Below are 24,054 nucleotides of genomic sequence, written 5' to 3'. Positions count from 1 at the left end.
CGATGCGCCAATCTATTTCGGCGACTGCTCGCGCAGGCTGAGGATGTATGCGCCGATATCCGTGATCTGCGTTTCGCTGAGCTGGATATTCGGCATGACATTATGCGACGTGCGCAGGAAAACGTTGATCGAGAGCATCGTCGTTGACGGCATGGCGGCGATGGCCTGGAAGCTCGGAACCGGGTCGTTTTTCGAATCGCGCGACTGAATGTCGATCTGGTGGCAGCTGCTGCATGTGCTCGCTGCGATGCGCCGTCCGTCGGCAGGGTCACCTATTCCTTGCGCGTGAGCCAAGCCGATTCCAGAGATGGCCATCAAGCAGAGTGTGAGGATCGACGGAAGGAACGAGCGGACTTGGCGTATCGAGCGCGCCGACCATGATCTGCGCTGACTTCCTGGTAAACGTGCGGTCATTCCCGCTCCTGTGGTCCTGAACGGCCCAGCCCGCTTCTATCACCATAGCCGCGGTGAACCGGCGTTCGAAGGATCGGAAACTACCTAGGCGTGGGTACGGCTTCGATTTGAAACCGGGATAAACGACAGGGGCACTGAGTATTTTCCGAGCCTTCCGGCGCGCCCAACGCCAGTTAAATCTGCACGTAACGCAAGGTAACGGAACCGTGCGAATGAGGTTCGACCTAGGCTCGGCGAAACGTTGTGAAATGCAAAAAAGCACCAAGGCATCCTGCCAAAAGCACCTCGGTACGATCAAGGATGAGATGTGCAGCCTGTCGCGGATGGTGGATGAGGATCGCTACGGCATCGACATCGTGAAGCAGATATCGGCCGTGCGTGATGGTCTGCAGCGCGTCAGAAACGAATTGTTGCGGGATCATGTCGCCCACTGCGTGGAACATGCGATCGCCGCCGGTGACAAGGCAGATCAGCGTCTCAAGATCAAGGAGCTGATGTCCCTTACGACAACGGACATGAGCGGCATATGGCCCTGATCCGGTTCGGTGTAATTGCCGAGCCGGCGTTGCACGTGATGGAGCCGGGAAAGGGTGTCAATCTGTGACATCGAACGCCACGGCTCGGTATACAACATCGGAAACGCAGCATACCGGAATAACGGCCGTGACGTCAGCCAATTCGCTTGTCGGCCTGACGAGCAGTGAAGCTCGCCGGCGCCTTGCGCATGACGGTCCGAACGCCGTCGCTGATGTCGCTCAGCACCCTGTTCGACGCGCCATCAACAAGCTGTGGGCGCCTGTGCCCTGGATGCTCGAAGCCGCGATTCTGCTCCAACTCGGACTTGGAGATTACGTCCAGGCCGCAGTGGTCGCCCTTTTGCTGCTGTTCAATGCGGGCTTGGGGTATTTTCAGGAGGGCCGTGCGCAAGCGACGCTGGATGCGCTGAAGTCGAGGTTGGCGCTTGTCGCACCGGCACGGCGCGATGGAAAATGGACGGCCGTGCAAGCCGCCGAATTAGTTCCCGGCGATATCGTCAAGCTGTCGTTGGGGGCGGTTGTTGCGGCGGACATGCGCTTGATCGAGGGAACGATCCTGATCGACCAATCCATGCTTACCGGCGAGTCGCGCCCGGTCGATGCGGTACCCGGAACCGAAGCCTACGCCGGTGCGCTGGTGCGCCGAGGCGAAGCCATAGCGGAAGTCACCGCGACGGGTGCGCGTACCAAGTTCGGGCGTACCGCGGAGCTTGTCCGTACGGCGATGGTGGAGAGTTCGCAGCAGAAAACCGTTCTGCGCGTCGTCCGGAACCTGGTGATCTTCAACGGGGCCGTTACCGTCCTGCTCGCCAGTTACGCCATGTGGCTTGCCATGCCACTGTCCGAGATCGTGCCGCTTTTACTCGTGGCTGTTCTTTCCTCGATTCCCGTGGCGCTGCCGTCGATGTTTACGCTGGCGGCGGCGGTAGGCGCCCGATCTCTGTCACGGAGGGGTGTATTGCCGACCAGTCTCTCGGCGGTAGACGAGGCTGCCGGTATCGACATCCTGTGTGCGGATAAAACCGGGACGTTGACGCGCAATGAGCTTGCCGTGATGTCGGTTCGCCCGATGCCGACGTTCGACGAAAGCCGCGTGTTGGCGCTGGCGGCGTTGGCGAGCTCCGATGGTGGCCAGGATCCCGTGGACGCTGCCATTCGCGGCGCGGCCTTGCGATTGCCGGCTCGCGATAAATTGGACCTCGTGAGGTTCGTGCCGTTCGATCCCGCGATGAAGCGATCCGAGGCGACAGCACGACAGGGCAACGGAGAGACCATAAGGATACTCAAGGGCGCGTTCGCCGTCATAGCCGGTCTTTCGCAATCGCCTCAGGAAGCGACGGCAATGGTCGACGAATTGCAGGCGAAGGGGTTCAGGGTCCTCGCAGTGGCCGCAGGGCCCGAAGGGGCTTTGAAAATGATGGGGCTCATAGCCCTCAGTGATCCACCGCGCAAGGATTCGGCTGCGTTGGTGGCCGAGCTGCAAGGCTTGGGGGTGCGTACCGTGATGGTCACGGGTGACGCCCGGGTAACGGCGGAAGTCGTCGCCGGCTTGGTCGGAATTTCGGGGAAAGCATGGGCGGCAAGTCCGCTTCCGGAAGATCTGCGGACCGGCGATTATTCGATCTTCGCCGGGGTCCTGCCGGAGGACAAATATCGCCTGGTCAAGGCGCTGCAGAAGAACGGGCATTTGGTCGGGATGTGCGGCGACGGTGCGAACGATGCGCCGGCGCTGCGCCAGGCGCAGATGGGAATCGCGGTGTTCACCGCGACCGACGTCGCCAAATCAGCCGCCGGAATTGTTCTGACCGAGCCGGGCCTTGGCGGCATCGTCACGTCGATCAAGGAGGGGCGCCGGACTTTCCAGCGCATCCTGACCTATACGCTTCGATCGATCGCGCACAAAATCATGCAACTGCTCTTTCTGGGAGTTGGACTGGTTGTAACCGGTCACGCCATCCTGACGCCGACGCTGATGGTGCTAATGATGGTGACAGGCGATTTCCTGGCCATGTCTTCATCGACCGATAATGTCAGACCATCCCCGAAGCCGGATACTTGGCGGATTCGCAATCTTACGATAGCGGGCATCGTTCTCGGCCTGGTCGATCTGATATTCTGCGTCAGCTGCCTTGCAGTCGGCAAATTCGTGCTCGGCCTCGACACCGAGACGTTGCGAACGCTCACGGTGATCACGCTCGTTTTCAGCGGACAGGCGTTGTTTTACGTCTCGCGCGAGCGGCGGCATCTGTGGAGTTCGGCTCCAGGTCGTTGGCTGGTAATATCATCGGTAACGGACTTGACCATCATCAGCGCCCTGGCCATCAGTGGCGTTCTGATGGCGTCCATTCCGATCGCTATCGTCGCTGGCGTGTTTCTTGCCGCCGTCGTTTTTGCGTTTGTGCTGGATGCCGCCAAGGCCGCGTTGTTCCGCCATCTCGCCATCGTATGACGTAGCGCTTCCGTGCCTGCGAAGGGCTCGCGTGTGATCGACAGGCCATTGCGGCGAGAGCTCCAGATTCCCGAGCAAAAAGGAGGCGCAGATGTCCCGTCCAACACGAAAGCAGGAGCGCCATGCGGTGGGTCGGCTGGGCTGGCTAAGGGCAGCGGTGCTGGGAGCGAATGACGGAATCCTTTCCACTTCCAGCCTCATCATCGGCGTCGCGAACGCGCATGGCACGCATCAAAGCGTGCTGATTGCAGGCGTCGCGGGGCTTGTCGCCGGCGCGATGTCCATGGCATCGGGGGAGTATGTCTCGGTGAGTTCGCAGGCCGACTCTGAGTCGGCGGATATCGCGCGCGAAGGCAAGGAGCTCCGCGAAGACGCCGCCGGAGAAACCAGGGAGTTGGCCGACATTTACGTCAAGCGCGGTCTGGACAGTACTCTGGCACAGACGGTCGCTGAGCAGTTGATGGCCCGCGATGCGCTGGGCGCGCATACCCGCGACGAACTGGGTATTTCCGACATGACCGCGGCGCGGCCAATTCAGGCGGCTCTGGCTTCCGCAGCCGCCTTTTCGGCCGGCGGATTGCCCCCGCTGTTGATCGCAGTTGTGACGCCGGCGGGCGTGGAGACCGCGACCATATCCGTTGTGTCACTGATGCTTCTGGCGGTGCTAGGTGCGGTCGGGGCGAGGGCCGGAGGCGCAAACATGATCAAGGCTACCGTCCGGGTTGTCTTCTGCGGAGCACTTGCGATGGCGATCACCGCCGGGATCGGCGCGATTTTTGGCACCCGTGTCTGAGCTGAGACAATCTCGGCGAGGCGGTTTAGCGGCGTTGGATCTGCCAGATTTGCCGAAGCGTCGCGCAGTAGATTCCCGGAAGCCTTCGGGACTTTGCGGCTTGACGAAGACCGCTGCCACTTCCGGATGAGACAAGCGTACGCATCGTTCCAGTTCGATCACCTTCGCCTCGATTTCAGGCGTTCTCAGTTCGTCGGCAAATTCCAGGCTGAGCGCGACCAGTATCTCCTGAGGCGCAAGATGCACGGTTAGAACGCCGTTGGCATGGGCTATTCCGGGTATTCGTCCGGCCACGAGCATGATCGAGTCGATGATCGCTTGATCGGCGCGCTCTCCGATCAGAAGGCTTTTGGTTTCGCGCGCCAGCAACGAGGCTGTTGTTCCGAGAACCAGCCCGATCAGGATGGAGCCGACCCCGTCTAGCACCGGAAGGTTCAAACGTACCGACAAATAGATGCCGGCGAAGGCGATGACAATGCCGGCGAGGGCGGCGCTATCCTCGAACAGAACCATGAACGACGGCGGATCCTTGCTGTTGCGTATCGCCGCAAAAATCTCGGAATAGCGCCGTTCGCCGCGGAAATTTCTTAATGCCAGCAACCACGTTGCACCGTCAAAAACTGCCGAAAGGCCGAGCACGACGTAGCTGACGCCGACATGCTGAACCGGCTCGGGGCTAACAACATGGATGATGCCTTGGTAGAGCGAGATGCCAGCCCCGAATGCGAACAGCAAGACGGCGACGACAAAACTCCAGAAGTAGATTTCCCGACCATATCCCAGGGGATGCTCGAGATCTGGCCGCGCCGATGCGCGATGCAATCCGTAGAGAAGAAGAAAGCCGTTTCCGGTGTCGACAATCGAATGGACGCCTTCGCTCAGCAAGGATGAACTGCCGGTCCACGCTGCAGCGGAAAATTTGATCATTCCGATCAGCAAATCTGTCAGAATGGCGGCGTAGATGACCCGCCGGGATGACAGTCGGGAGATTACCTTGATGGAGGCCATGCTTGATCCCGCGCGATCGGGCTCCAATGATGCAATCGCTGCGTTATCGCAGATGGCGACAGAATGATTTTGGAGCCGTATCTGTGTGGCGCGGTGGCCAACTGTACCCGGTCGCTACTTCTTCGACAGGGCGTCATGCTGCGCCGTCAGCCGCTCCAGCTCTTCGCTCTGTTGGGAGATACGATCGGCGGTCCGCTCTTCGGTTGCGCCGCCAGAAGACCCCGCGGCCTGTTCAACCAATTGCCTGAGATTGGCTTGAAGGATGGCGATGCGGTCGCCTAGTTCCGCTAGCGATAGTGAACTGTCTTCGCTCATAGCGTGTTCTCCTGTTGCGACGCCGGCTGCCGCTGGTGAGCCTCTGCGCGGAGGGCGCTGGTCCTTCGCAGGATAGCGCCCTCGTTTTCGTTGTTGTTGAGTGCTAGCCGCTCGGCCCGTCAGCAGGGATGGCGCCGTCCGTCATATCCCAGATAGGTCCCGGAGGCCGGGTCATAAGACCGGTAACGCTGCGCGCAGGAGCCGTCGTCCACGGAGGGACCCTGATCCGAATAGGCGTAGGAATCGTCGTAATAGCCCGGGCCGTAGCCACCGCCGTAATATCCGTAACCACCGCCGAGCACTGAACCGGCAATGATGCCGGCTGCAATACCGGGTCCGTAGCCGCCGCGGCGGAAGCCGCCGCCGCCACCACCAAAGCCGCGTCCGCCACCGCCGCGAAATCCGCCGCCTGCGAAGTGGGCACCGCCACCGCCGCCGTGGAAACCTCCGCCGCCACCGTGCCCGCCACCGCCTCCACCATGTCCGCCTCGGGCGAGAACGGGGGATGTTGCCGCTAGCGCAATTGCCAAACAGGCAGCGCCAATAGCTGTGAATCTTCTCATCATCGTTGCTCCACTGACCAAAGAGGGAAACAGGCCGCTGCTGCAGCCGATCCAGGGTGCACGTTAATGCACGAGCAACCCATTTGGGCAGATTCGGAAACTACCTAAACGTCCTCTGCTTCACCTGCGGAACCTCGAAGCTCGGTCAGAAGTTAGTGCGCGTCGGTGGGTAGTTTCCGATCCCTGACAAGTTTGTGCGCGGCGCGTATCTGTAAAATTGCCGGATCACATGGGACTGCGAGGAAGCAGCCAGGAAAGAACTATAAATGGCACGCCCCGTCGCAGAGTCGTCGCTCAGGCCCGAATTTAATGCCTTTCTGTTCGCGTCCATTGGCAAGAACTGCGATGGCATGCAGGTCAGCGTGCTTTCCGGGCTGGCGCAGTCGGAGCTGGATCCCTGGGCAGAGGCCGCCGAGCTCGCTCTCTTGCCGGGGAAAGTCGCCATCGAGAGGTTGGCGTTGCTGATCGGGAAAATGCCCGACAGGGGATGGGCGTATCCGGACGCCGTTGCGGTTGCGACGCGCTTGATAGCGCTGTTGCCCAAACAATTTTTGGAGTCGGGCGCGACGGCGGTGCCAACCATCCGTGGTTTGATGAATTCAAAGCCCTGGTGGGTTTATGTCGCAATCATGTCCTTCGTTCTGGGTTCTCAATTTCTGATAGCCAGCCATCAAGTTCCACAGAAGACCAGTAACACCGAGACGAAGGATTCCAGCGGCGTTGCTCCGCAGGTCTCTCCTTCTAACTCCTCTCAATAGAAGACATTTTGGTATCGCATCATTCTCCGAAAGTTCAGCATACGAGGCCTGAGTAGTTTCCGAGTCTGCCCAACACATCCGACGCTACCTAGTTTCCGGCTCATGAATAAAGCCGTTTCTCCGACAGGTAGCAGACATGACCGCAGCGACGATTCTGAAAGAAACGACTCACGTTCCCATCGCCAAGGCAGGAATGATGAAGGCTCTCGTTTATCGGGGGCCTGACAAAAAGGCGCTGGAAGATCATGCCAGGCCGGATCTGAGCGCGTCGACGGACGCAATTGTCAGGATTACAAAGACAACCATCTGCGGCACCGATCTGCACATCCTCAAGGGGGACGTTCCCACCTGCAAGCCCGGCCGCATCCTCGGCCATGAAGGCGTGGGCGTCATCGATCAGGTCGGATCGGCTGTTACGGCATTCAAGCCGGGAGATCGGGTACTGATTTCCTGCATAACCTCGTGCGGCAAATGCGAATATTGCCGTCGGGGCATGTACTCGCATTGTACGACTGGCGGCTGGATTCTCGGCAACGAGATTGACGGCACCCAGGCGGAATATGTCCGTATCCCTCACGCCGACACCAGCCTCTATCCAATTGCGAAAGGTGCGGATGAAGAGGCGCTGGTGATGCTGAGCGATATCCTGCCGACCGGCTTTGAATGCGGCGTGCTGAACGGCAAGGTCGCGCCGGGAGCCTCGGTTGCCATCGTCGGCTCGGGTCCGATCGGGCTCGCGGCGTTGCTGACGGCGCAGCTCTACTCGCCGTCGGAAATCATCATGATCGACCTCGATGATAACCGTCTTGAGATCGCGCGCAAGTTCGGCGCGACGCAGACCATCAATAGCGCCGACGGCATGGCTGCCGACACGGTGATGGCGATGACCGGCAAGCACGGCGTCGATACGGCAATCGAGGCTGTCGGAATTCCCGCAACCTTTGAGTTGTGTGGGAAAATTATCGCTCCTGGGGGCGTCATCGCCAACATCGGAGTGCATGGCGTCAAGGTCGATCTCCATCTTGAGCGACTATGGTCGCAGAATATCGCGATTACGACCCGCTTAGTGGACGCAGTGACGACCCCCATGCTGCTGAAGACGGTGCAGTCGAAAAAGATCGATCCGATCCGTCTGATCACGCATCGTTTCAAGCTCGAAAACATCCTCGATGCTTATGAAACCTTCGGGAATGCCGCCAGGACCAAGGCGCTCAAGGTTATCATCGAAGCCTGACGAACGCTGTCGAAAGCTGAGTAACCACGCGACCACATCTAAAGGGAGCCATCATGGCCTATCAAAGCCTCAACCCCGCCACCGGAAAACTTCTCAAGAAGTTCGACGAACTTACCGACAAGCAGCTCGAAGAGAAGCTGGCCACCGCCGCGACGTGCTTCGAGACCTGGAAGCGAAAATCCTATGCCGAGCGTGCGGTGATTGTGACCAGGGCAGCGAAGCTCCTGCACGAACAAGCCGAATCATTCGCGCATACCATGACGCTGGAAATGGGCAAGCGGATCGGCGAGGCGCGAGGCGAGGTGGAGTTCTCATCGAATATCCTCGCCTATTACGCCAAGAACGCCGAACGCTTCCTCGCCAACGTCGAACTGCACCCGACGCTTGGTGATGGTCACATGGAAAGCAGCCCGATCGGCGTGATCTTCGGCGTCGAGCCGTGGAATTTTCCCTATTATCAGCTCGCAAGAGTCGCGGGCCCGCATCTGATGGCTGGCAATGTGCTGGTGGTGAAGCATGCGGGCTGCGTTCCGCAATGCGCGATTGCGTTCGAAAAGCTCTGGATCGACGCAGGCGCGCCCGCCGGCCTATACACCAATCTCCTGATCTCGCATGAGCAGTCCGACCGCGTGGTCGATGATCCCAGGATCAAGGGTGTTGCGCTTACCGGCAGCGTTGCAGCGGGCAAGAGCATCGCTGCGCGCGCCGGACAGAATCTCAAGCCGTCCTCGATGGAACTTGGCGGCAGCGACGCGTTCATCGTGCTCGACGACGCCGATCTCGAACATACCGTGAAGTGGGCGGTCTGGGGCCGGATGTACAATACCGGGCAGACCTGCTGCGCCGCCAAGCGATTCATCGTGGTCGAAAAGCTCGCCGACAAATTTCTTGAGAAGTTCAGGACCGCGCTCGAGGCGCTCAAGCCGGGTGACCCCCTGGATGAGAAGACGACCATGGGTCCGTTGTCCACGGAATCGGCGCTGGTCGATCTTCTCAAACAGGTTGATGTGGCCGTTGCTCACGGCGCGAAAGTGCTGATGGGCGGCAAACGGGTCGATCGTCCGGGTGCCTTCATGCAGCCGACGATCTTGACGGACGTCAAGCCCGACAACCCGGCGTTCCGCGACGAATTCTTTGGCCCAGTCGCAATGTTCTTCCGTGTCAAGGATGAGGAAGCGGCGATAGCGCTCGCCAACGATTCCGACTTCGGTCTGGGTGGCTCGGTGTTCACCAGGGATCTCGCACGCGGCAAGCGGGTGGCCAGCCGGGTCGATACGGGCATGATGTTCATCAACAGCATCAGCTGGTCGGATGCCGAACTGCCGTTTGGCGGCATCAAGAATTCCGGTTACGGACGCGAACTTGGCGACATGGGTATCCAGGAATTCGTGAACAAGAAACTGGTTCGCTATGTCGCGGCCGAGGCGCCGGTCTAGGCTTCAAAGATCTCCCTGACGCCGGCATTCAGACATTGGCGGCTTGCTCCAAAACAAACCTGTGGGACCATTGATATGGCGAGAACGACAGCGAACGCAGCAACCGTGAAGGCTCATTTTGTCGGTAGTGGCATAGGGTCGCTCGCGGCGGCTGCGTTTATGATCCGGGACGCAAAGGTCCCGGGCGCGAACATCACGATCTACGAGGCCATGGGTGTGCTGGGCGGAGCCCTGGACGGCGCTGGCAACGCAACCGAGGGCTACCGTCTCCGCGGTGGACGCATGCTGACGTCCGACAATTATGAATGCGTCTGGGATCTGTTCAAAACCATTCCGTCGCTGGAAAACCCAAGCGTATCGGTTTTCGATGAGACGATGGCCTTTAACAAGCAAAATGTTCCGCACTCGCTGGCGCGGCTGGTCGACCGGAATTGCCACATCACCGACGTGACAACGATGGGCTTTACGATGGCGGATCGGCTGGAGCTGCTAAAGATTACCGAAGCCAGCGAGGAGACGCTGGCTTCCGATCGCATCACCGACTGGCTGTCGCCGCCGTTCTTCGACACCAATTTCTGGTTCATGTGGCAGACGACGTTCGCTTTTCAACCTTGGCACAGTGCCGTGGAATTCAAGCGCTATCTGCACCGCTTCATGCTCGAGTTTACGCGGATCGAAACCCTCGCCGGCGTCAAGCGCACGAAGTACAACCAGTACGATTCTCTGGTTCGTCCATTGGTGGCATGGCTGGAGACCAAGGGCGTCAACTTCATCAAAGACTGCTCCGTGATGGATTTCGTGCTCGACACGGAGAGCGATGCATTCGTGGTTACAGGTTTCGACTGCAATCGCGCCGGGAAAGCCGAGAATGTACTCGTCGCCAAGGACGATCTTGTAGTTTTCCAGAACGGTTCGATGGTCGACGCCTCGAGTTTCGGCACGATGTCAAGCCCGCCCAAGGCGCTGACCAAAGCCGAGAGTGGCGGCTGGCGGTTGTGGGAGAGACTGGCCGAGGGGCGCCCAGAATTCGGCAAGCCTGCCGTATTCAATTCACATATACTGGAATCCTGCTGGCATTCGTTCACGGTGACCCTGAAGGACACCGCGTTTTTTGATCACATGAAAAAATTCAGCGGCAACGAGGCGGGAACCGGCGGATTGGTGACCTTCTTCGAATCGAACTGGCTGATGTCGGTCGTTCTGTACCATCAGCCTCACTTTCCCGATCAACCCGCCGACGTCCAGGTGTTTTGGGGCTACGTGCTACATCCCGATCGCATCGGCAATTTCGTCGCCAAGCCTCTGGCCCAGTGCTCGGGCAAGGAGATCCTGGCCGAGTTGTGCGGACATCTCAATCTCGACGCGTCGGTCTTTGAAACCGCGATCTGCATCCCCTGTCGGATGCCTTACATCACCAGCATGTTCATGCCGCGGGCGGCAGGGGATCGCCCCCAGCCGATCCCGGCAAATACCAGGAACTTCGCGATGATCAGTCAGTTCGTGGAAATCCCGGTCGATGTCGTCTTCACCGTCGAATACTCGGTCAGGGCTGCACAAACGGTCGTCTATCAGTTGCTCGGCGTCGATCGCGAGGTCACGCCGATCACGGCCAATGACAAATCGATCAAGGTCAGGTCGACTCGGTCATCAAGGCGTTCGCGTGACGGAGTCGAAAATGATTCCCTCGGATCGGGCCAACGGATTTCGTTCCCCTTCAACCCCACCAACAGGAGCAACCTATGGCCGGTAAAATGCACGCTGCCGTCGTCGAGCAGTTCGGAAAGCCGTTGGTGCAGCAGGAATGGGACATTCCCTCGCCGAGTCCCGGTCAGATCCTGGTGAAGACCGAGGCCTGCGGTGTTTGCCACACTGATTTGCACGCCGCGACAGGGGATTGGCCGCTGAAGCCTAAGTTGCCGTTCATTCCGGGTCACGAAGCCATCGGTCGGGTCGCTGCAGTCGGTGCGGGCGTCACGATCGTCAAGGAGGGCGACCGGGTCGGCGTGCCCTGGCTCTATTCGGCATGTGGTCATTGCGAGCATTGCCTCAGTGCCTGGGAGACGGTGTGCGGTGACGCGCAATTCGGCGGCTACACGAGGAACGGCGGCTTCGCCGAATACGTCATTGCTGATCCCAGCTACGTCGCTCACATACCGGCCGGCCTTGACCCGAAGCAGGCCGCACCCCTGATCTGCGCCGGCATCACAAGTTACAAGGGCATCAAGGAAACCAAGACGAAACCCGGCGACTGGATCGTCATATCGGGTGCCGGCGGCCTCGGGCATCTCGCCATTCAATATGCCAAGGTGATGGGCCTGCAGGTCTGCGCCGTCGATATCGATGACGCAAAACTCGCGCTGGCGAAAACGATGGGGGCCGATCTTGTCGTCAATGCCCTGCATGGTGACCCGGCAGAGGCCGTGAAGAAAGGCACCAACGGCGGCGCGCATGGCGTGCTGATCACCGCGCCGTCCCTCAGTGCGTTCAAGCAGGGCGTCGGCATGACACGCAAGCGTGGCACCTGCGTCCTGGTCGGTCTGCCGCCCGGCGATTTCCCGGTGCCGCTGTTCGATGTGGTGGCGAACTGCATTACCATCCGCGGTTCCTTTGTCGGTACCCGGGAGGACATGGCCGAAGCGCTGGCATTCGCCGCTGACGGCAAGGTCAAGGCGGATATCGAACTTCAGCCGCTCTCCGACATCAACGACGTTTTTGATCGCCTCAAGCACGGCAAGGTGGCCGGTCGTGTGGTGCTGGATTTCGCGGGAACCAAGGCCGACCTCCGCCAATCGAAGACTCCGGTAGCCAACAAGACGGAAACGGCAGCCGTTGGATGAGCCACCATCGCTCATGTTGAATTGACAATGGATGTTCCAGGCAGGCGGAGAACGCGATGCACGCCATGGTGCTCAAGAAACTTGGTTCCGCACTTGAATGGACGGAGATCGCCGATCGGCAGCCCGCGCAGGGTCAAATTCGTGTCAAAGTAACGGCCTGCGGGGTCTGCCGAACGGATCTGCATGTCGTCGATGGCGAATTACCCGATCCGAAGCTGCCGATCATCCCCGGCCACGAGATTGTCGGACGTATCGATGCGATCGGCGCCGACGTGGAAAGCCTTCGGATCGGCGAGCGCGTCGGCATTCCCTGGCTCGGCCATACCTGTGGAATCTGTCGCTATTGCCTGGGCAACCGCGAAAACCTTTGCGACGACCCGCTTTTCACCGGCTTTACCCGTGATGGCGGCTTTGCGACCGCGACGATCGCCGACGCGCGCTTTGCGTTCCCGCTCAGCGAAACCGGCGACGATACGTCTCTCGCGCCGTTGCTCTGCGCCGGCCTGATCGGCTGGCGTTCGCTCGTGATTGCGGGAGACGGCAGAAAGCTTGGATTGTACGGCTTCGGCGCCGCGGCCCATATCCTGGCGCAGGTGGCGAGGTGGCAGGGACGGTCGGTGTTCGCCTTTACGCGGCCAGGAGACGTCTCCGCCCAAAATTTCGCGCGAAGCCTCGGCGCCACCTGGGCCGGGGCGTCCGATGAGATGCCACCAGAACCCCTCGACGCCGCCATTATCTTTGCGGCCGTCGGTGAACTCGTGCCGATGGCGCTTAAGGCCGTCCGCAAAGGCGGCCGGGTCGTTTGTGCGGGCATCCATATGAGCGACATCCCAAGCTTCCCCTATGGGTTGCTCTGGGAAGAGCGACAGCTGGTTTCGGTCGCCAACCTCACGCGGCAGGACGGGATGGATTTCCTGCGGCTCGCGCCCGAGATCGGCATCGTCACCAGGACAACCAGCTATCCGCTCCGCGAAGCCAACCAGGCGCTTGCCGATCTGCGCGCTGGCCGCTTCGAGGGCGCCGCGGTTCTCGTGCCGTAACCGGTGTTCTATTTTGCTTCGGAGCCGATATTTCGCCAGGCCACCGCGAGCTGATCCGAGGCGTTTCGAAACGACGCCTTTGCGCTCTCCCAATCTTCCGCGGCCGCGGTCTCCAGCCGCGCCGAGGCAGCCTTGGTGTTGGCCCAGGCCTGGTTGAGATCGTTGGTCGCCTTGGTCTCGGCGTCCGTGACCTTTACTTTGGACCGCTCGCCAAAATCGTGCAGCTTTTGTTGCCAAACCAGCATCTCGGCCCGCGCCTTTTCAGTATATGTTGTCCTCTCGGTGTCGGAGATCGCAGCTAAGCGAATTGGGGTGCTTTGCTGGGGCGTGCGGAGCGTCTGGCTTGCAGCGGGCAGGGCGGCTGCGAGCGCAAGCGGAGCAATGACAATGGCGGTGATTAAAAATTTCACGGCAAGTTCCTCCTTGGTCTCATTGATTCATTTCAGACTTGGATAACCGAACTATTCAGCCAACCGCGGCGATGGCAGGCGGCGCAGTTTCCGCGCCGGGATGCACGTCGATCTGCGAGGGATTGACGGTGCCCAGGATCGTTTTGGCGCGCGCGATTTCCGCGGCGGTGCCGTGAGCCATGACCAGAAAGCCGTCCGCCTTCACCGTGGTCTCGTATTGCAGCACGCTGTCCTTGGGGATGCCGATGCTGTACAGCGCCGCGCCGAGCGCATTGACGCCGCCAACCACAAGAGCTCCCTCGATGGCCGTGATGGCGACCGTGGCCAGATAGCCGAGCACGAAGACCTGTCCAACCACAGGCACGGTGAGAAAGAGGCCGCCGAAAAATAGTCCCCAAAAGCCGCCCCAGAAGGCTCCACGAGCTCCCCAGACCTTGATGCGATCGCCGGCATTATAGAAGCCCATGACTTTCTCATCGGCATGATAGCCCTTGCCGACAACACTGAGATTCTTCATGTCGAAGCCGGTGGCGGCTAGTTTCTTGATGGCAGTCTCAGCGGCCGGATGATCGGCGAAACTCGCAACGATTGTATCGATATCTTTCATGGCAGCTTCCTTGAAATGAGCCGGTATATTTGCGGGAACGCAAGTCGTTAAGGAAACCACTATCAATTCGACATCGTCGGGCGCGGATAGCTTCGGAAACTACTCAATCAACCTGCTTCAAGCGATTGATCCATCCATGATGCCGCTGATATCGCCCCGCGCATGGCGCCAATTTGGATCTTAGTCCCGGTTATTATCCTGGGCTGCCATAACATGTAGCGTTGAAAAACCAAGCTTGGCTCAACCGGTGATGAAGATGATATGCTGGTCGGTTGCTGACGAAAGGCTGCCAGCCTTAAGCCATCCATCGAACCATGCAGGTTGATGGCCTCCAGGACGCGGAGGCGAAAATCTAACGGTCAAAAAAAGCAGACTCCCTTTAGAACCATGCTCGAGTGATGTTGTGCAGCGGAAATGGAGTGATGTTCCGAATTATTCCCGATCTCTGAGTAGATTCCGGCCCTCCCATTCTCACGCTGGAAACAGCATTCTGAGGCTTAGGTCGAGAACATCCATGCGGCTATGAAAATAGGCTTCTCAATAAAGCAAGGAGCCGAAGTTATGGGCCGCGATCGGAGAGGAAGCATGTCCAGCGTCAACGAGATTGATCCCAGCACGCCTTCCGAGGCCTCTCCAAGCTGTCCAAAATGCCACGTCCCCATGACCCTGACCGATGTGACATTGGGGCCGATGGACCGGTACACCCGTACATTCGAGTGTTCCATCTGCAACGGCACAGTCGCTATCCGAGCGCGCGACGTGACTGCAATCGAAGCGGAGCTAGGCGAGGCCCGGGCACGCGTCACCGAACTTGAAGCTGAACTGCCCCCAGAGCTAAGGGAAGTCCGTGCACACGACGTAACATCCAGTTAGTGGAGTGCCGAATGGAAGTGGCAGGTGAGGAGCGGAAGCCTTGGCGGAGGTGATCCAACCGGCACGCTCCCGCGTCAGCGCAAGATAGCTTCGCAGTGGGGTGATCTACCTAAAGCCAGCAGCGCGAGCGAAACGATTCAACGTCCGCCCGGCTCAAAAGAGAAATCCCCAAATGCGTATTGAAAGAAGCACATGAACCTGTTGCACCGACTGGTTACGGCAGAGCCGCTGCTTGCCCTTTTCGCTACCATCGCGCTCGGTTACCTCGTTGGTAAAATCAAGATAAGCAGCTTTGTTCTGGGCGGCATTGCTGGAACACTTCTGGTCGGCGTCGTCGTCGGACAGTTGGGCGTCAATATCGACGGCGGCATCAAGGGCATATTCTTTGCTTTGTTCATATACGCCGTCGGATATCAGGGCGGTCCGCAATTCTTTCACGCATTGAACCGACGATCGCTGAATCAGTTGGCGTCGGCATTTGTGATGTGTTTCGTCGGGTTGCTTTGCGTTCTGGCCGCTGCCTGGATGTTTGGTCTCGACCGGGGTATGGCGGCCGGGCTCGCCGCAGGAGGACTCACGCAATCCGCGATCATCGGCACCGCCGGCGATGCGATCGGCAAACTCGGGCTGTCCCCTGAACTGACAAAGACTATGCAGACCAACGTCGCCGTGGGCTATGCAGTTTGTTACATCTTCGGCTCGCTTGGTCCGATCATTATGATCAGCTGGTTCCTGCCGTTGATCATGAAGTGGAACATCCGCCAGGAAGCGGTAAAGCTCGCGAACCTGTTATCCGGCGGACACGGCGAACTCGATCCGGGTCAATTCAATGCGGCCCAGCAGATCGCCACCCGGATTTATGAAATTGCAAATGGAAGCAAAGCATCCGGCAGAACCGCACTGTCGGTCGACCAGGAGCTCTCCAACGCGTCGGTTGAAGCCATCTATCGCGAAGGCAAAACCCTCGAATTGACAGATAAAACGGTCATTGAGGTCGGAGATCGCGTCGCGATCACGGGCGCTATATGTGTGATGGAGACAGCTTGCAATCTGTTCGGCCGAGAGATAACCGCGGCGAACGGCACTCTGCTCGTGCAGGAAAATCGCGAAATCATCCTTACCAACCGTGCCCTGAATAATCGTGAAGTCGGTGAAATCCGCGAGCATGCGAAGGTTGAGACCCGTCACGGCGTATTCCTGACAGCAGTCAAGCGCATGGGGCTCGAGCTGCCTGTGCTCGACAAGCTTACGCTGAAGCGAGGCGACGAGCTGCATTTCACGGGCAGCCCGGCCGACCTCAACCGGGTACAGTCCAAGATCGGCTATCAGATCACCGCTGCGGCAGTCACCGATTTTATCTTCTTTGGTATCGGAATGCTCATTGGCCTGCTTCTGGGTTTGATCCAGTTCAAGATCTGGGGAATACCGATCTCGATCGGGAGTGGCGGCGGTTGCTTATTGTCGGGCCTGTTTTTCGGCTGGCTGCGGAGTGTCCATCCGAGCTTTGCGGCGTTGCCAATTGGTGCCTCGAACTTTTTGCGCGACTTTGGCCTCGCGGTGTTTGTCGGCATCGTCGGTATCTCCGCGGGCCCGCAAGCGCTAGTCGCCATCGAACAATACGGCCTGACGCTATTTTTCCTTGGCGTCGCCGTGACGCTGATCCCGCAGATCGTCACGTTCTTTTTCTCCTATTACGTGCTGCGTATCCAAAATCCAATCGAAGCATTGGCCTGCGTCGCCGGCGGTCGAAGCGCGAATCCCGCTTTTGCGGCACTGCTCGCCAAGGCCGGTAACGCCACGCCGGTTGTCTCATTCACCGTCACCTACGCCGTCGCCAATGTGTTCCTCACGCTGTGGGGCCCATTGATCATCGGCATCATTACAAAAAACGCTTCTTAGAAACCGATATCGAGGGTATCCCGATGCTAGATCGCAATTTCAAGCAATATGCCAAGCTGAGCCCGTTCGAGCTCAAAGATCAATTGATCGAAAGGGCGTCATCGGACGCGCAGCGGTTGATGCTGAATGCCGGACGAGGTAATCCAAACTTTCTGGCGACCTTGCCGCGCTGGGCGTTCCTGAGCCTGGGTGATTTCGCAATGCGCGAAGCGGAACGCTCCTACTCATATCTCGACAGCGGCTTCGGTGGCTTGCCGGAGCACGATGGCATCGTGCAGCGGTTCGATGCCTACGCGACACATCATCGGCAAGCCGATGGCGTGCGCTTCTTGCGCCTGGCGATCTCCTACGTCAAAGACCAGCTTGGCCTGGACCAGGACGCGTTTCTTTTCGAAATGGTCAGCGCGTTTCTTGGGAGCACTTACCCGACGCCGCCAAGGATGCTCTGCCATACCGAGCAGATCGTAAAGGCGTATCTTACGCAGGAAATGTTCGGCTCGCTGCCTCCAAATGGAGAGTTCTCGGTGTTTGCGACCGAGGGTGGAACCGCCGCGATGACCTATATTTTTCAGAGCCTGCGCGCGAATGGCTTGATCAAGCCGGGCGACAAGATAGCAATAGCAACGCCTATCTTCTCACCCTATCTGGAAATTCCGGTTCTCGACGATTACCAGCTGGAGGTCGTGGATATCAGGATGGACCGGCTTGATGACTGGCAGCTGCCGCAGTCCGAGATCGACAAGCTCCTCGACCCTGCGATCAAGATATTCTGCCTTGTCAACCCGAGTAATCCGCCGTCGTCGAAACTGTCGGACGGCACGCTGGACCAATTGGCTTCGCTAGTCGCCAAGCGCCGTGATCTGTTCATCGTCACCGACGATGTGTACGGGACGTTTGCGGATGATTTCGTCTCGGTATTTGCCAAGTGCCCGTACAATACGCTGTGTGTCTATTCTTTCTCGAAATTCTTTGGCGCCACCGGCTGGCGTCTAGGCGCGATTGCCCTGCATCAGGACAACGTGTTTGATGCTGCGTTGGAGGCCCTTCCGGAAATCCAGAAGCTGCTGCTCGACAAGCGCTATGCTTCGTTGACCACGGCGCCGCGAAAAATGCAATTCATTGACCGATTGGTCGCCGACAGCCGTGCGGTCGCGCTTAACCACACCGCCGGATTGTCCGTGCCGCAACAACTGCAAATGGCGTTGTTCGCGCTAAACGGCTTGATGGATCGCGAGCACCGCTACAAGGATGCCGCCAAGCAGTTGATACGCAAGCGCTACCAGACGCTCTACCGTCACATGGGCGTAGCGGCACTGCGCGATTCCAAGGACGTTAATTACTATTCGCTGATCGACCTGCAGGAGATCGGCGGAACGCTGTATGGACCGGAATTCAAGACATGGTTCATCAAAAGCGACCTTGGCATTAGTTTCCTGTTTCGACTGGCGGATGAAACCGGGGTCGTGTTGCTGCCCGGCAATGGATTTGAGGTCGTCGATACGTCAGCCCGTGTTTCCCTCGCCAACCTCACCGAGATCGAATATGCCGCGATCGGAAAGTTCACTCGGCAGGTCCTCGACGAGTGCCACCAAGACTTCAAGAAAGCCATCGTGTTGCAATGATGCGGCGATGGCGGCATGCAAAGCGTGAGGCAGTAGATCGGATCAAGCGAAGGCGAAGCGGGGGCGAACTTGTATTCAAGGTCGTCACCGTCGCTGGCATGGCTTCGATCCTCCTGCAGATCGAGCCTTCGGCCGCTACCTCGAAGTGCGCTAACCTTACCGGGCTCTCGCTACCGCATACAAAGGTCACGCTCGCTCGATCCTATCGCGCCGGGGAGATGGTATCCGGCATAACCAAGGCTCCAGTGGGCCTTTGCCGCATTGCAGGCACTTCGAAGCCAAGCAACGATTCAAATATCAATTTTGAGGTCTGGATACCAACGAACGGACGCTGGAACGGAAAATACGAACAGATTGGTAATGGCGGCTTTGCCGGCACGATCTGGGTATCTTACATCGCAGCCGCCGTCTCGCGGGGATACGCGGCTGCCGCGACCGACGACGGCACGTCTGGCCCACCGTTGGGCGCCGCAACCTTCATCGGACATCCAGGCGTTTTGAAGGATTTCGGGTACAGGGCTATCAAGTTCACAACAGATAACTCCAAAGCGATCATCAAGCGCTTTACCGGCAAAACGCCCAACCATTCGTATTTCAGCGGTTGCTCCGATGGAGGCCGAGAGGCGCTGATGGAAGCACAGCGATATCCGAACGATTTCGATGGCATTATCGCGGGATCGCCCGCCAACGATTTGGTTGGACTCGGCGCCTCATTTTTGTGGAACATGCAGGCGTTATTAGCTGGGCCGCAGACGCATGGAGTGCCAGACGCTTACGTTCCGACAGACAAGATCACATTGCTTAGCAAACTGGTGATTTCCAAATGTGTTGGAAAAGACGGCGGCGTTTCAACCGATGCATTCCTCAATGACCCTACCATCTGCCGTTTCGACCCAGCGATCGCGCAGTGCGCGGCTGGCCAGAATCCTGATACGTGCGTGACACCGGCACAGGTCGAAGCCGTCGAGAAACTCTATCGGGGCCCCCATAATTCTGAGGGATTGCTCCTTTTCCCAGGTTACGAACCCGGCACGGGATCGAACGCGACAGACTGGCCTGAATGGCTGGTCGGTACTTCGTCGACTTCCCCGGGGAGCCAGTACGCGATGACGACGGCATTCTGGTGCAACGCGGTGCTTGGTAAAGCTACTTGTCCGTTCCTTGACTTCAACAATGAATTCGAGGCTGCCACTCAAACCATTGCCCAGATGGCGAACTCGACCAATCCCGACCTCACTCAATTCAGGCGCCGTGGCGGGAAATTGATTCAGTACGCTGGTTGGGCCGATGCGGCCATCGCACCAGAGAACGGCCTTAACTACTATCGGAAGGTTGAAAGCGTGATGGGAGATGTGCACGATTTCTATCGCGTCTTCATGGCTCCGGGTATGGCACATTGTTACGGGGGGCCGGGTCCCAACTCGTTTGGAAACGGAAGGAGCGATGGGCCTGTCATCGACGCGAAACATGATCTGCTAAAAGCATTGGAGATGTGGGTCGAGCGCGGAGTTGCTCCGAATAAGATCATCGCAACAAAGTATGTCAGTGATGATCCCGCGAAGGGCATCGCATTACAACGACCGCTCTGTCCCTACCCACAAATATCCGGATACAACGAACACGGGCCAACATCGGACCAGTCCAGTTTCGAATGCGTAGCGGCCAAAGGCGATGATGATCCTAGGAACCGCGGTGTTCAAAACGCGTATCGGTAACGCACCGCACGTCTCAGGACGAGTCTCCCTAGCATCAGTTGGGACGAGGATTTGGGGCGCGCCAACATGTTCCAAATTGCATGTTTTTCTCCCGACCTCAAAGCGAACATCAGCCTCGGCTAGATTACGTTGGCTAACTGACGCAACCATGACCTAGATCGGCTATCCTCGATGCCTGACGGCTCTGCTACATCCCACTGGTACCGCCCGAAGCTCGCAACGGTGTTGATCGAGGGCTACAGCTTTGCTTCCTTCCGCAAGGATGTGATGGCGGCGCTCACAGTTGCCGTTGTTGCGCTCCCGCTTTCGATGGCTATCGCGGTGGCTTCCGGTGTTTCGCCGGAACGGGGGCTGTATACCGCCATCATCGGCGGATTTCTGGTGTCCGCGTTGGGAGGCAGCCGGTTTCAGGTCGGGGGACCCGCAGGCGCTTTTATCGTTCTGGTCGCAGCGACCGTAACAAAATTCGGCGTTGACGGCCTGTTGCTCACGGTTTTGCTCTCGGGACTGTTTCTGACGCTGATCGGCCTGTCGCGATTGGGCGCGCTCGTTCGCTACATTCCGCACGCGGTGACGGTGGGCTTCACCTGCGGTATCGCGGTCATTATCGTCGCAAGCCAATTGAAGGATCTTGGCGGTTTGACGCTGGCTGGCGCCGAGCCGGGTCCCTTGTTTCCAAAGCTTGCGGTGCTCAGCCAGGCATTGCCGACCATCAACCCAGCCGCGTTCGCTGTCGGTGCGGGTTCTTCGGCCCTGATCTTTGCGCTGCGGCGCTGGTGGCCCGGCTTGCCCGGAATGCTGATCGCGGTGATATTAGCGTCGGTCGCCGCAGTGCTGCTGCATTTGCCGATCGAAACCATTGGCAGCAATTTCGGAGACGTCCCACATGGTCTGCCGGCGCCGAAATTGCCGCTGGTCACGTTGTCACGGCTGCTGGAGATCCTCCCGGCGGCCTTTTCCTTCACGCTGCTGGGTGGCGTTGAGAGCCTGATCTCGGCCAAGGTTGCCGACGGCATGACCGGGCGCAAGCACCGCTACAATATGGAGTTGGTGGCGCAAGGTATCGCCAACATGGCATCTGCCCTGTTCGGCGGGATCAGCGTGACGGGAACGATTGCGCGTACGGCAACCAATGTCCGCGCCGGGGCCAGCAGCCCGGTCGCCGGAATGCTGCATTCGGTTTTCCTGCTGATTTTCATGTTGGTCGCGGCACCCTTGGCGCGCTTCATCCCGCTTGCAGCCCTCGCCGGCGTCCTCGTTGTCGTGTGCTGGAACATGGCGGAAAAGCGGGAGTTTCTGGACCTGCTTCGCGACTGGCGCACAGCTCTGGTGCTGATTGCTACCTTCGGACTCACGCTTGCGGTGAACCTGACTGCAGGCATCATAGCAGGATGTGCTTTGGCAGCCGTGTTCGCAATCTTTCACCGTGCGATCCCAAAGGAGGGTGACTGACCGATGAAGCAACTTGGTTTGCGCTGAGCCACATATAGCGCGCGGACACCGTGCCTCGTGGTTGCCGGACTAAGCACGACGCGGCGAAGTAGTTGGTAAGAGAATGCGATCCAAGAGCTGCAAGGTCACCGTTGATCTTGGCTGGGCTCCACGCGCCCTCGTTGAGAACGTAAAAGGGCCCGCCAAGTCGATTGGCTGCGGTTGTTCGTTGTCTTTGTAGCAAAGCGATGTATTCGCGAGCCATAGGTGCTGACAAGACAGGCGAGCCCGACGGCAACCTAGTGCTGGCGTCAACGTCGAAAGACGTGTTTCTGCGCAATACAAAAATCGAGACACATTGAGTAGATCGCGAAGATTCTGGTCGATCTCGGCGGCGAGCGGAGCGGGCGCGACGGTCATCGAGGCCAAGGGCGCCAGCCCTTCGGTTTACATCTCGCGGCCTGAGCCGTGGTGAAGGTGATCGAGGCAGCCGCCTCGTCCGTTGCATCCTGGGGCATCGCGCTGGATTCCAGGGGCGACATGTATGTCGGCGAGGTCGGCGTGACCGACTGGAAGACGAATGTTCCGGACGAGGAAATGCCGGCCGTGGTCTGCGCAACGCGTTGCTTACAGAAACTGGAGCGCGTAGTGGACGATTCTCGTTGGAGGTTAGGCTTGATCGCTGGTCGATAGACGGCGGGCATTCGCGTCGGCCTTGCTCGGCTGACGACGAGAGAACTTGCTTCTCATCGGCTTCGAAGCTCCTCGCCCGATTTCAACGCGTTCTCCGAGGGATAGTCCGCCTCGATCAAAAAGAGCTCCGAGCCGCGTTCAGGTCCTATATGTGGGTGCCCGGTCTTTCCGACGTGAACGGCAGGTCAGCTCGCCGCAGGGTCACGATGAGTCCGCTGGCCAGCGCAGAAATTCCGACAGCGATCCACAGCGCGAACTGATAGGTCTGGAATTGATCGTAGATCCTCCCGAAGAGTGTCGGTCCGAACGCCAGGCCGAGTGTGAACGCGACCATGAGAAAGCCGAGTATCCGCCCGAAATATCGGAGTCCGAATGCGCGTGAGGCGATATAGGCGAGTGCGTCGACTTCCGCGCCGAGACCGAAGCCGAGGAATGTGGCCGCAATCATCGCGTTTGCACCGGTGGCATTGGTCAGCAGGAGCACGCTGAATGCGATTGCCGGCGCTAGGAACACGAGCGCGGTCAGATTCGGCGCAAATACCCTGTCGAGCAGCAGCCCGAGCGAGAGGCGGCCGATCATCATGGCCAGACCTACGATCGTCATGACGAAGGAGGCCTGCTGTGGGGACACTCCTCTGTCCGTCAGGATGAGCGGCAGACTGGTGCTGCCGCCTCCGATCGCTATTGAGATCAAGAAAAATGCGGCGAACAGCGTCCAGAACGCGCGTCCTGCCAGCGCCGATCTTACGGACAATCCCGGCGTAGTGTCTTCGTGACCGAGAGTCTTGTCGGTGAGTTGCGGTGGATCACGCAGGAGAGCGAGGGCAGCGAATGCGCCTGTTGCAAATACGATGAGCCCCAAGAACGTATATGCGTGACGCCAGCCGAATTGCGTGATGAGCGCAGAACTCAGCGGCGGAAGCAGCGCTGTGCCAAGACCGCTCATGGTCAACATGAGTCCCAATGCCAGGCCTCGCCGCCTGTCGAACCAGCCGGATACGACTTGGGCATATGGCAGCGGCGTTAATGCGAAGCCGCAAGCGTATGCGACCACCAGCAGAAGCGCGAACAGCCCCGGCGTCTGCGAGAACTGACCGAGCAGGAACATGCCGATCGCGAACAGCATCGAAGACAGCAGCGCGATGCGCCGGGTGCCATAAGAATCGACGGCCCAACCGACCAGAGGCAGGGTAAGGGTAATCAGGAGGTTTGCCGGCAGGCTGGCGGCTGCAATCGTGCCCCTGGTCCAGCCTGTGTCGTCGGTGATCGCCTTGGTGAAGATGCCGGCTGTGTAATAGAGAACCGGTCCGAGGTTGATGAACATCAGGAGGCCGGCGCCGAAAACGACACTCCAGGCGCGGTCGAAGCGCGAGGCTGATGCGGGAACCATACGGTTGGATGGCAGCTTTTCGGCCAGGTCC

19 protein-coding genes and 2 pseudogenes are annotated in these 24,054 nt (G+C 59.0%); 14 read left to right on the top strand and 7 right to left on the bottom strand.

The window, feature by feature from the left end; translation table 11 throughout:
- Nucleotides 1–12 precede the first annotated feature (12 nt).
- Entirely contained in the window at nt 13–414 is a 402-nt protein-coding gene (locus tag UP10_RS33430; protein WP_156180484.1) for a c-type cytochrome, read from the bottom strand.
- 248 nt (nt 415–662) lie between these two features.
- Here UP10_RS33430 and UP10_RS33425 point away from each other — a divergent pair, with 248 nt between their 5' ends.
- From UP10_RS33425 to UP10_RS43475, 3 genes are all read left to right on the top strand, one after another.
- Nucleotides 663–950, top strand: a complete 288-nt coding sequence (locus tag UP10_RS33425; protein ID WP_044591447.1) for a metal-sensitive transcriptional regulator — start codon at nt 663–665, stop codon at nt 948–950.
- A 127-nt stretch (nt 951–1,077) separates the two neighbouring features.
- On the top strand, nt 1,078–3,399 hold the full coding sequence (locus UP10_RS33420) for an HAD-IC family P-type ATPase (protein ID WP_245322058.1): 2,322 nt from the start codon (nt 1,078–1,080) through the stop codon (nt 3,397–3,399).
- A gap of 91 nt (nt 3,400–3,490) precedes the next feature.
- A complete protein-coding gene (locus tag UP10_RS43475) occupies nt 3,491–4,192 on the top strand; it encodes a VIT1/CCC1 transporter family protein (protein WP_082077381.1) in 702 nt (233 codons plus the stop codon).
- A 105-nt stretch (nt 4,193–4,297) separates the two neighbouring features.
- On the opposite strand, the pseudogene UP10_RS33410 reads toward UP10_RS43475, so the two are convergent.
- The 3 genes and pseudogenes from UP10_RS33410 to UP10_RS42285 all read right to left on the bottom strand — a co-directional run.
- Nucleotides 4,298–5,200 (bottom strand): annotated as a pseudogene (locus UP10_RS33410) (cation diffusion facilitator family transporter); the annotation flags it as partial.
- 114 nt (nt 5,201–5,314) lie between these two features.
- Entirely contained in the window at nt 5,315–5,515 is a 201-nt protein-coding gene (locus UP10_RS43470; protein ID WP_082077380.1) for a hypothetical protein, read from the bottom strand.
- A 119-nt stretch (nt 5,516–5,634) separates the two neighbouring features.
- Entirely contained in the window at nt 5,635–6,078 is a 444-nt protein-coding gene (locus tag UP10_RS42285) for a BA14K family protein (protein ID WP_082077395.1), read from the bottom strand.
- Nucleotides 6,079–6,344: 266 nt separating this feature from the next.
- On the opposite strand from UP10_RS42285, the gene UP10_RS33390 reads away from it, so the two are divergent.
- The 6 genes from UP10_RS33390 (at nt 6,345) to UP10_RS33365 (ending at nt 13,383) form a co-directional block, all read left to right on the top strand.
- Nucleotides 6,345–6,836, top strand: coding sequence for a hypothetical protein (locus tag UP10_RS33390; RefSeq protein ID WP_044591443.1), 492 nt, complete (start codon nt 6,345–6,347; stop codon nt 6,834–6,836).
- A gap of 196 nt (nt 6,837–7,032) precedes the next feature.
- Nucleotides 7,033–8,070: a zinc-dependent alcohol dehydrogenase family protein gene (locus UP10_RS33385; RefSeq protein WP_044591496.1), complete on the top strand. Its 1,038-nt coding sequence runs from the start codon at nt 7,033–7,035 to the stop codon at nt 8,068–8,070.
- Nucleotides 8,071–8,123: 53 nt separating this feature from the next.
- The gene (locus UP10_RS33380; protein WP_044591442.1) at nt 8,124–9,506 is read left to right on the top strand and encodes an NAD-dependent succinate-semialdehyde dehydrogenase; all 1,383 of its coding nucleotides are present in this window, start codon (nt 8,124–8,126) and stop codon (nt 9,504–9,506) included.
- A 105-nt stretch (nt 9,507–9,611) separates the two neighbouring features.
- On the top strand, nt 9,612–11,348 hold the full coding sequence (locus tag UP10_RS33375; RefSeq protein WP_502692329.1) for an oleate hydratase: 1,737 nt from the start codon (nt 9,612–9,614) through the stop codon (nt 11,346–11,348).
- A complete protein-coding gene (adhP, locus tag UP10_RS33370; protein ID WP_044591441.1) occupies nt 11,246–12,343 on the top strand; it encodes an alcohol dehydrogenase AdhP in 1,098 nt (365 codons plus the stop codon). The genes UP10_RS33375 and adhP overlap by 103 nt, the downstream gene beginning before the upstream one ends.
- 56 nt (nt 12,344–12,399) lie before the next feature.
- Nucleotides 12,400–13,383, top strand: a complete 984-nt coding sequence (locus tag UP10_RS33365; protein WP_044591440.1) for a zinc-dependent alcohol dehydrogenase family protein — start codon at nt 12,400–12,402, stop codon at nt 13,381–13,383.
- 8 nt (nt 13,384–13,391) lie between these two features.
- On the opposite strand, the gene UP10_RS33360 is transcribed toward UP10_RS33365, so the two are convergent.
- Together UP10_RS33360 and UP10_RS33355 are read right to left on the bottom strand one after the other, a co-directional pair.
- Nucleotides 13,392–13,793, bottom strand: a complete 402-nt coding sequence (locus UP10_RS33360; RefSeq protein ID WP_044591439.1) for a hypothetical protein — start codon at nt 13,791–13,793, stop codon at nt 13,392–13,394.
- A gap of 55 nt (nt 13,794–13,848) precedes the next feature.
- A complete protein-coding gene (locus UP10_RS33355; protein WP_044591438.1) occupies nt 13,849–14,400 on the bottom strand; it encodes a general stress protein in 552 nt (183 codons plus the stop codon).
- A 1,065-nt stretch (nt 14,401–15,465) separates the two neighbouring features.
- Here UP10_RS33355 and aspT point away from each other — a divergent pair.
- The 5 genes and pseudogenes from aspT to UP10_RS33330 all read left to right on the top strand — a co-directional run.
- Nucleotides 15,466–17,172, top strand: a complete 1,707-nt coding sequence (gene aspT / locus UP10_RS33350) for an aspartate-alanine antiporter (RefSeq protein WP_044591437.1) — start codon at nt 15,466–15,468, stop codon at nt 17,170–17,172.
- A gap of 23 nt (nt 17,173–17,195) precedes the next feature.
- The gene (locus UP10_RS33345) at nt 17,196–18,794 is read left to right on the top strand and encodes a bifunctional aspartate transaminase/aspartate 4-decarboxylase (protein WP_044591436.1); all 1,599 of its coding nucleotides are present in this window, start codon (nt 17,196–17,198) and stop codon (nt 18,792–18,794) included.
- Between the two features lie 98 nt (nt 18,795–18,892).
- Nucleotides 18,893–20,509 (top strand): tannase/feruloyl esterase family alpha/beta hydrolase, encoded by a 1,617-nt coding sequence (locus tag UP10_RS33340; RefSeq protein WP_197086959.1) that lies wholly within the window; start codon nt 18,893–18,895, stop codon nt 20,507–20,509.
- Between the two features lie 222 nt (nt 20,510–20,731).
- Nucleotides 20,732–21,961 (top strand): SulP family inorganic anion transporter, encoded by a 1,230-nt coding sequence (locus UP10_RS33335; RefSeq protein ID WP_349643999.1) that lies wholly within the window; start codon nt 20,732–20,734, stop codon nt 21,959–21,961.
- A 489-nt stretch (nt 21,962–22,450) separates the two neighbouring features.
- Nucleotides 22,451–22,633, top strand: a pseudogene (locus tag UP10_RS33330) (hypothetical protein); the annotation flags it as partial.
- Nucleotides 22,634–22,778: 145 nt separating this feature from the next.
- On the opposite strand, the gene UP10_RS33325 reads toward UP10_RS33330, so the two are convergent.
- Complete coding sequence (locus UP10_RS33325) at nt 22,779–23,957, bottom strand: MFS transporter (RefSeq protein WP_044591494.1); 1,179 nt, start codon at nt 23,955–23,957, stop codon at nt 22,779–22,781.
- Between the last annotated feature and the right edge of the window lie 97 nt (nt 23,958–24,054).

The sequence above is a fragment of the Bradyrhizobium sp. LTSPM299 genome, from assembly GCF_000938235.1.
Taxonomy (GTDB): domain Bacteria; phylum Pseudomonadota; class Alphaproteobacteria; order Rhizobiales; family Xanthobacteraceae; genus Bradyrhizobium.
Note: the sequence above shows the minus strand (reverse complement) of the source record. Positions and strands in the feature narration are given on the sequence as shown.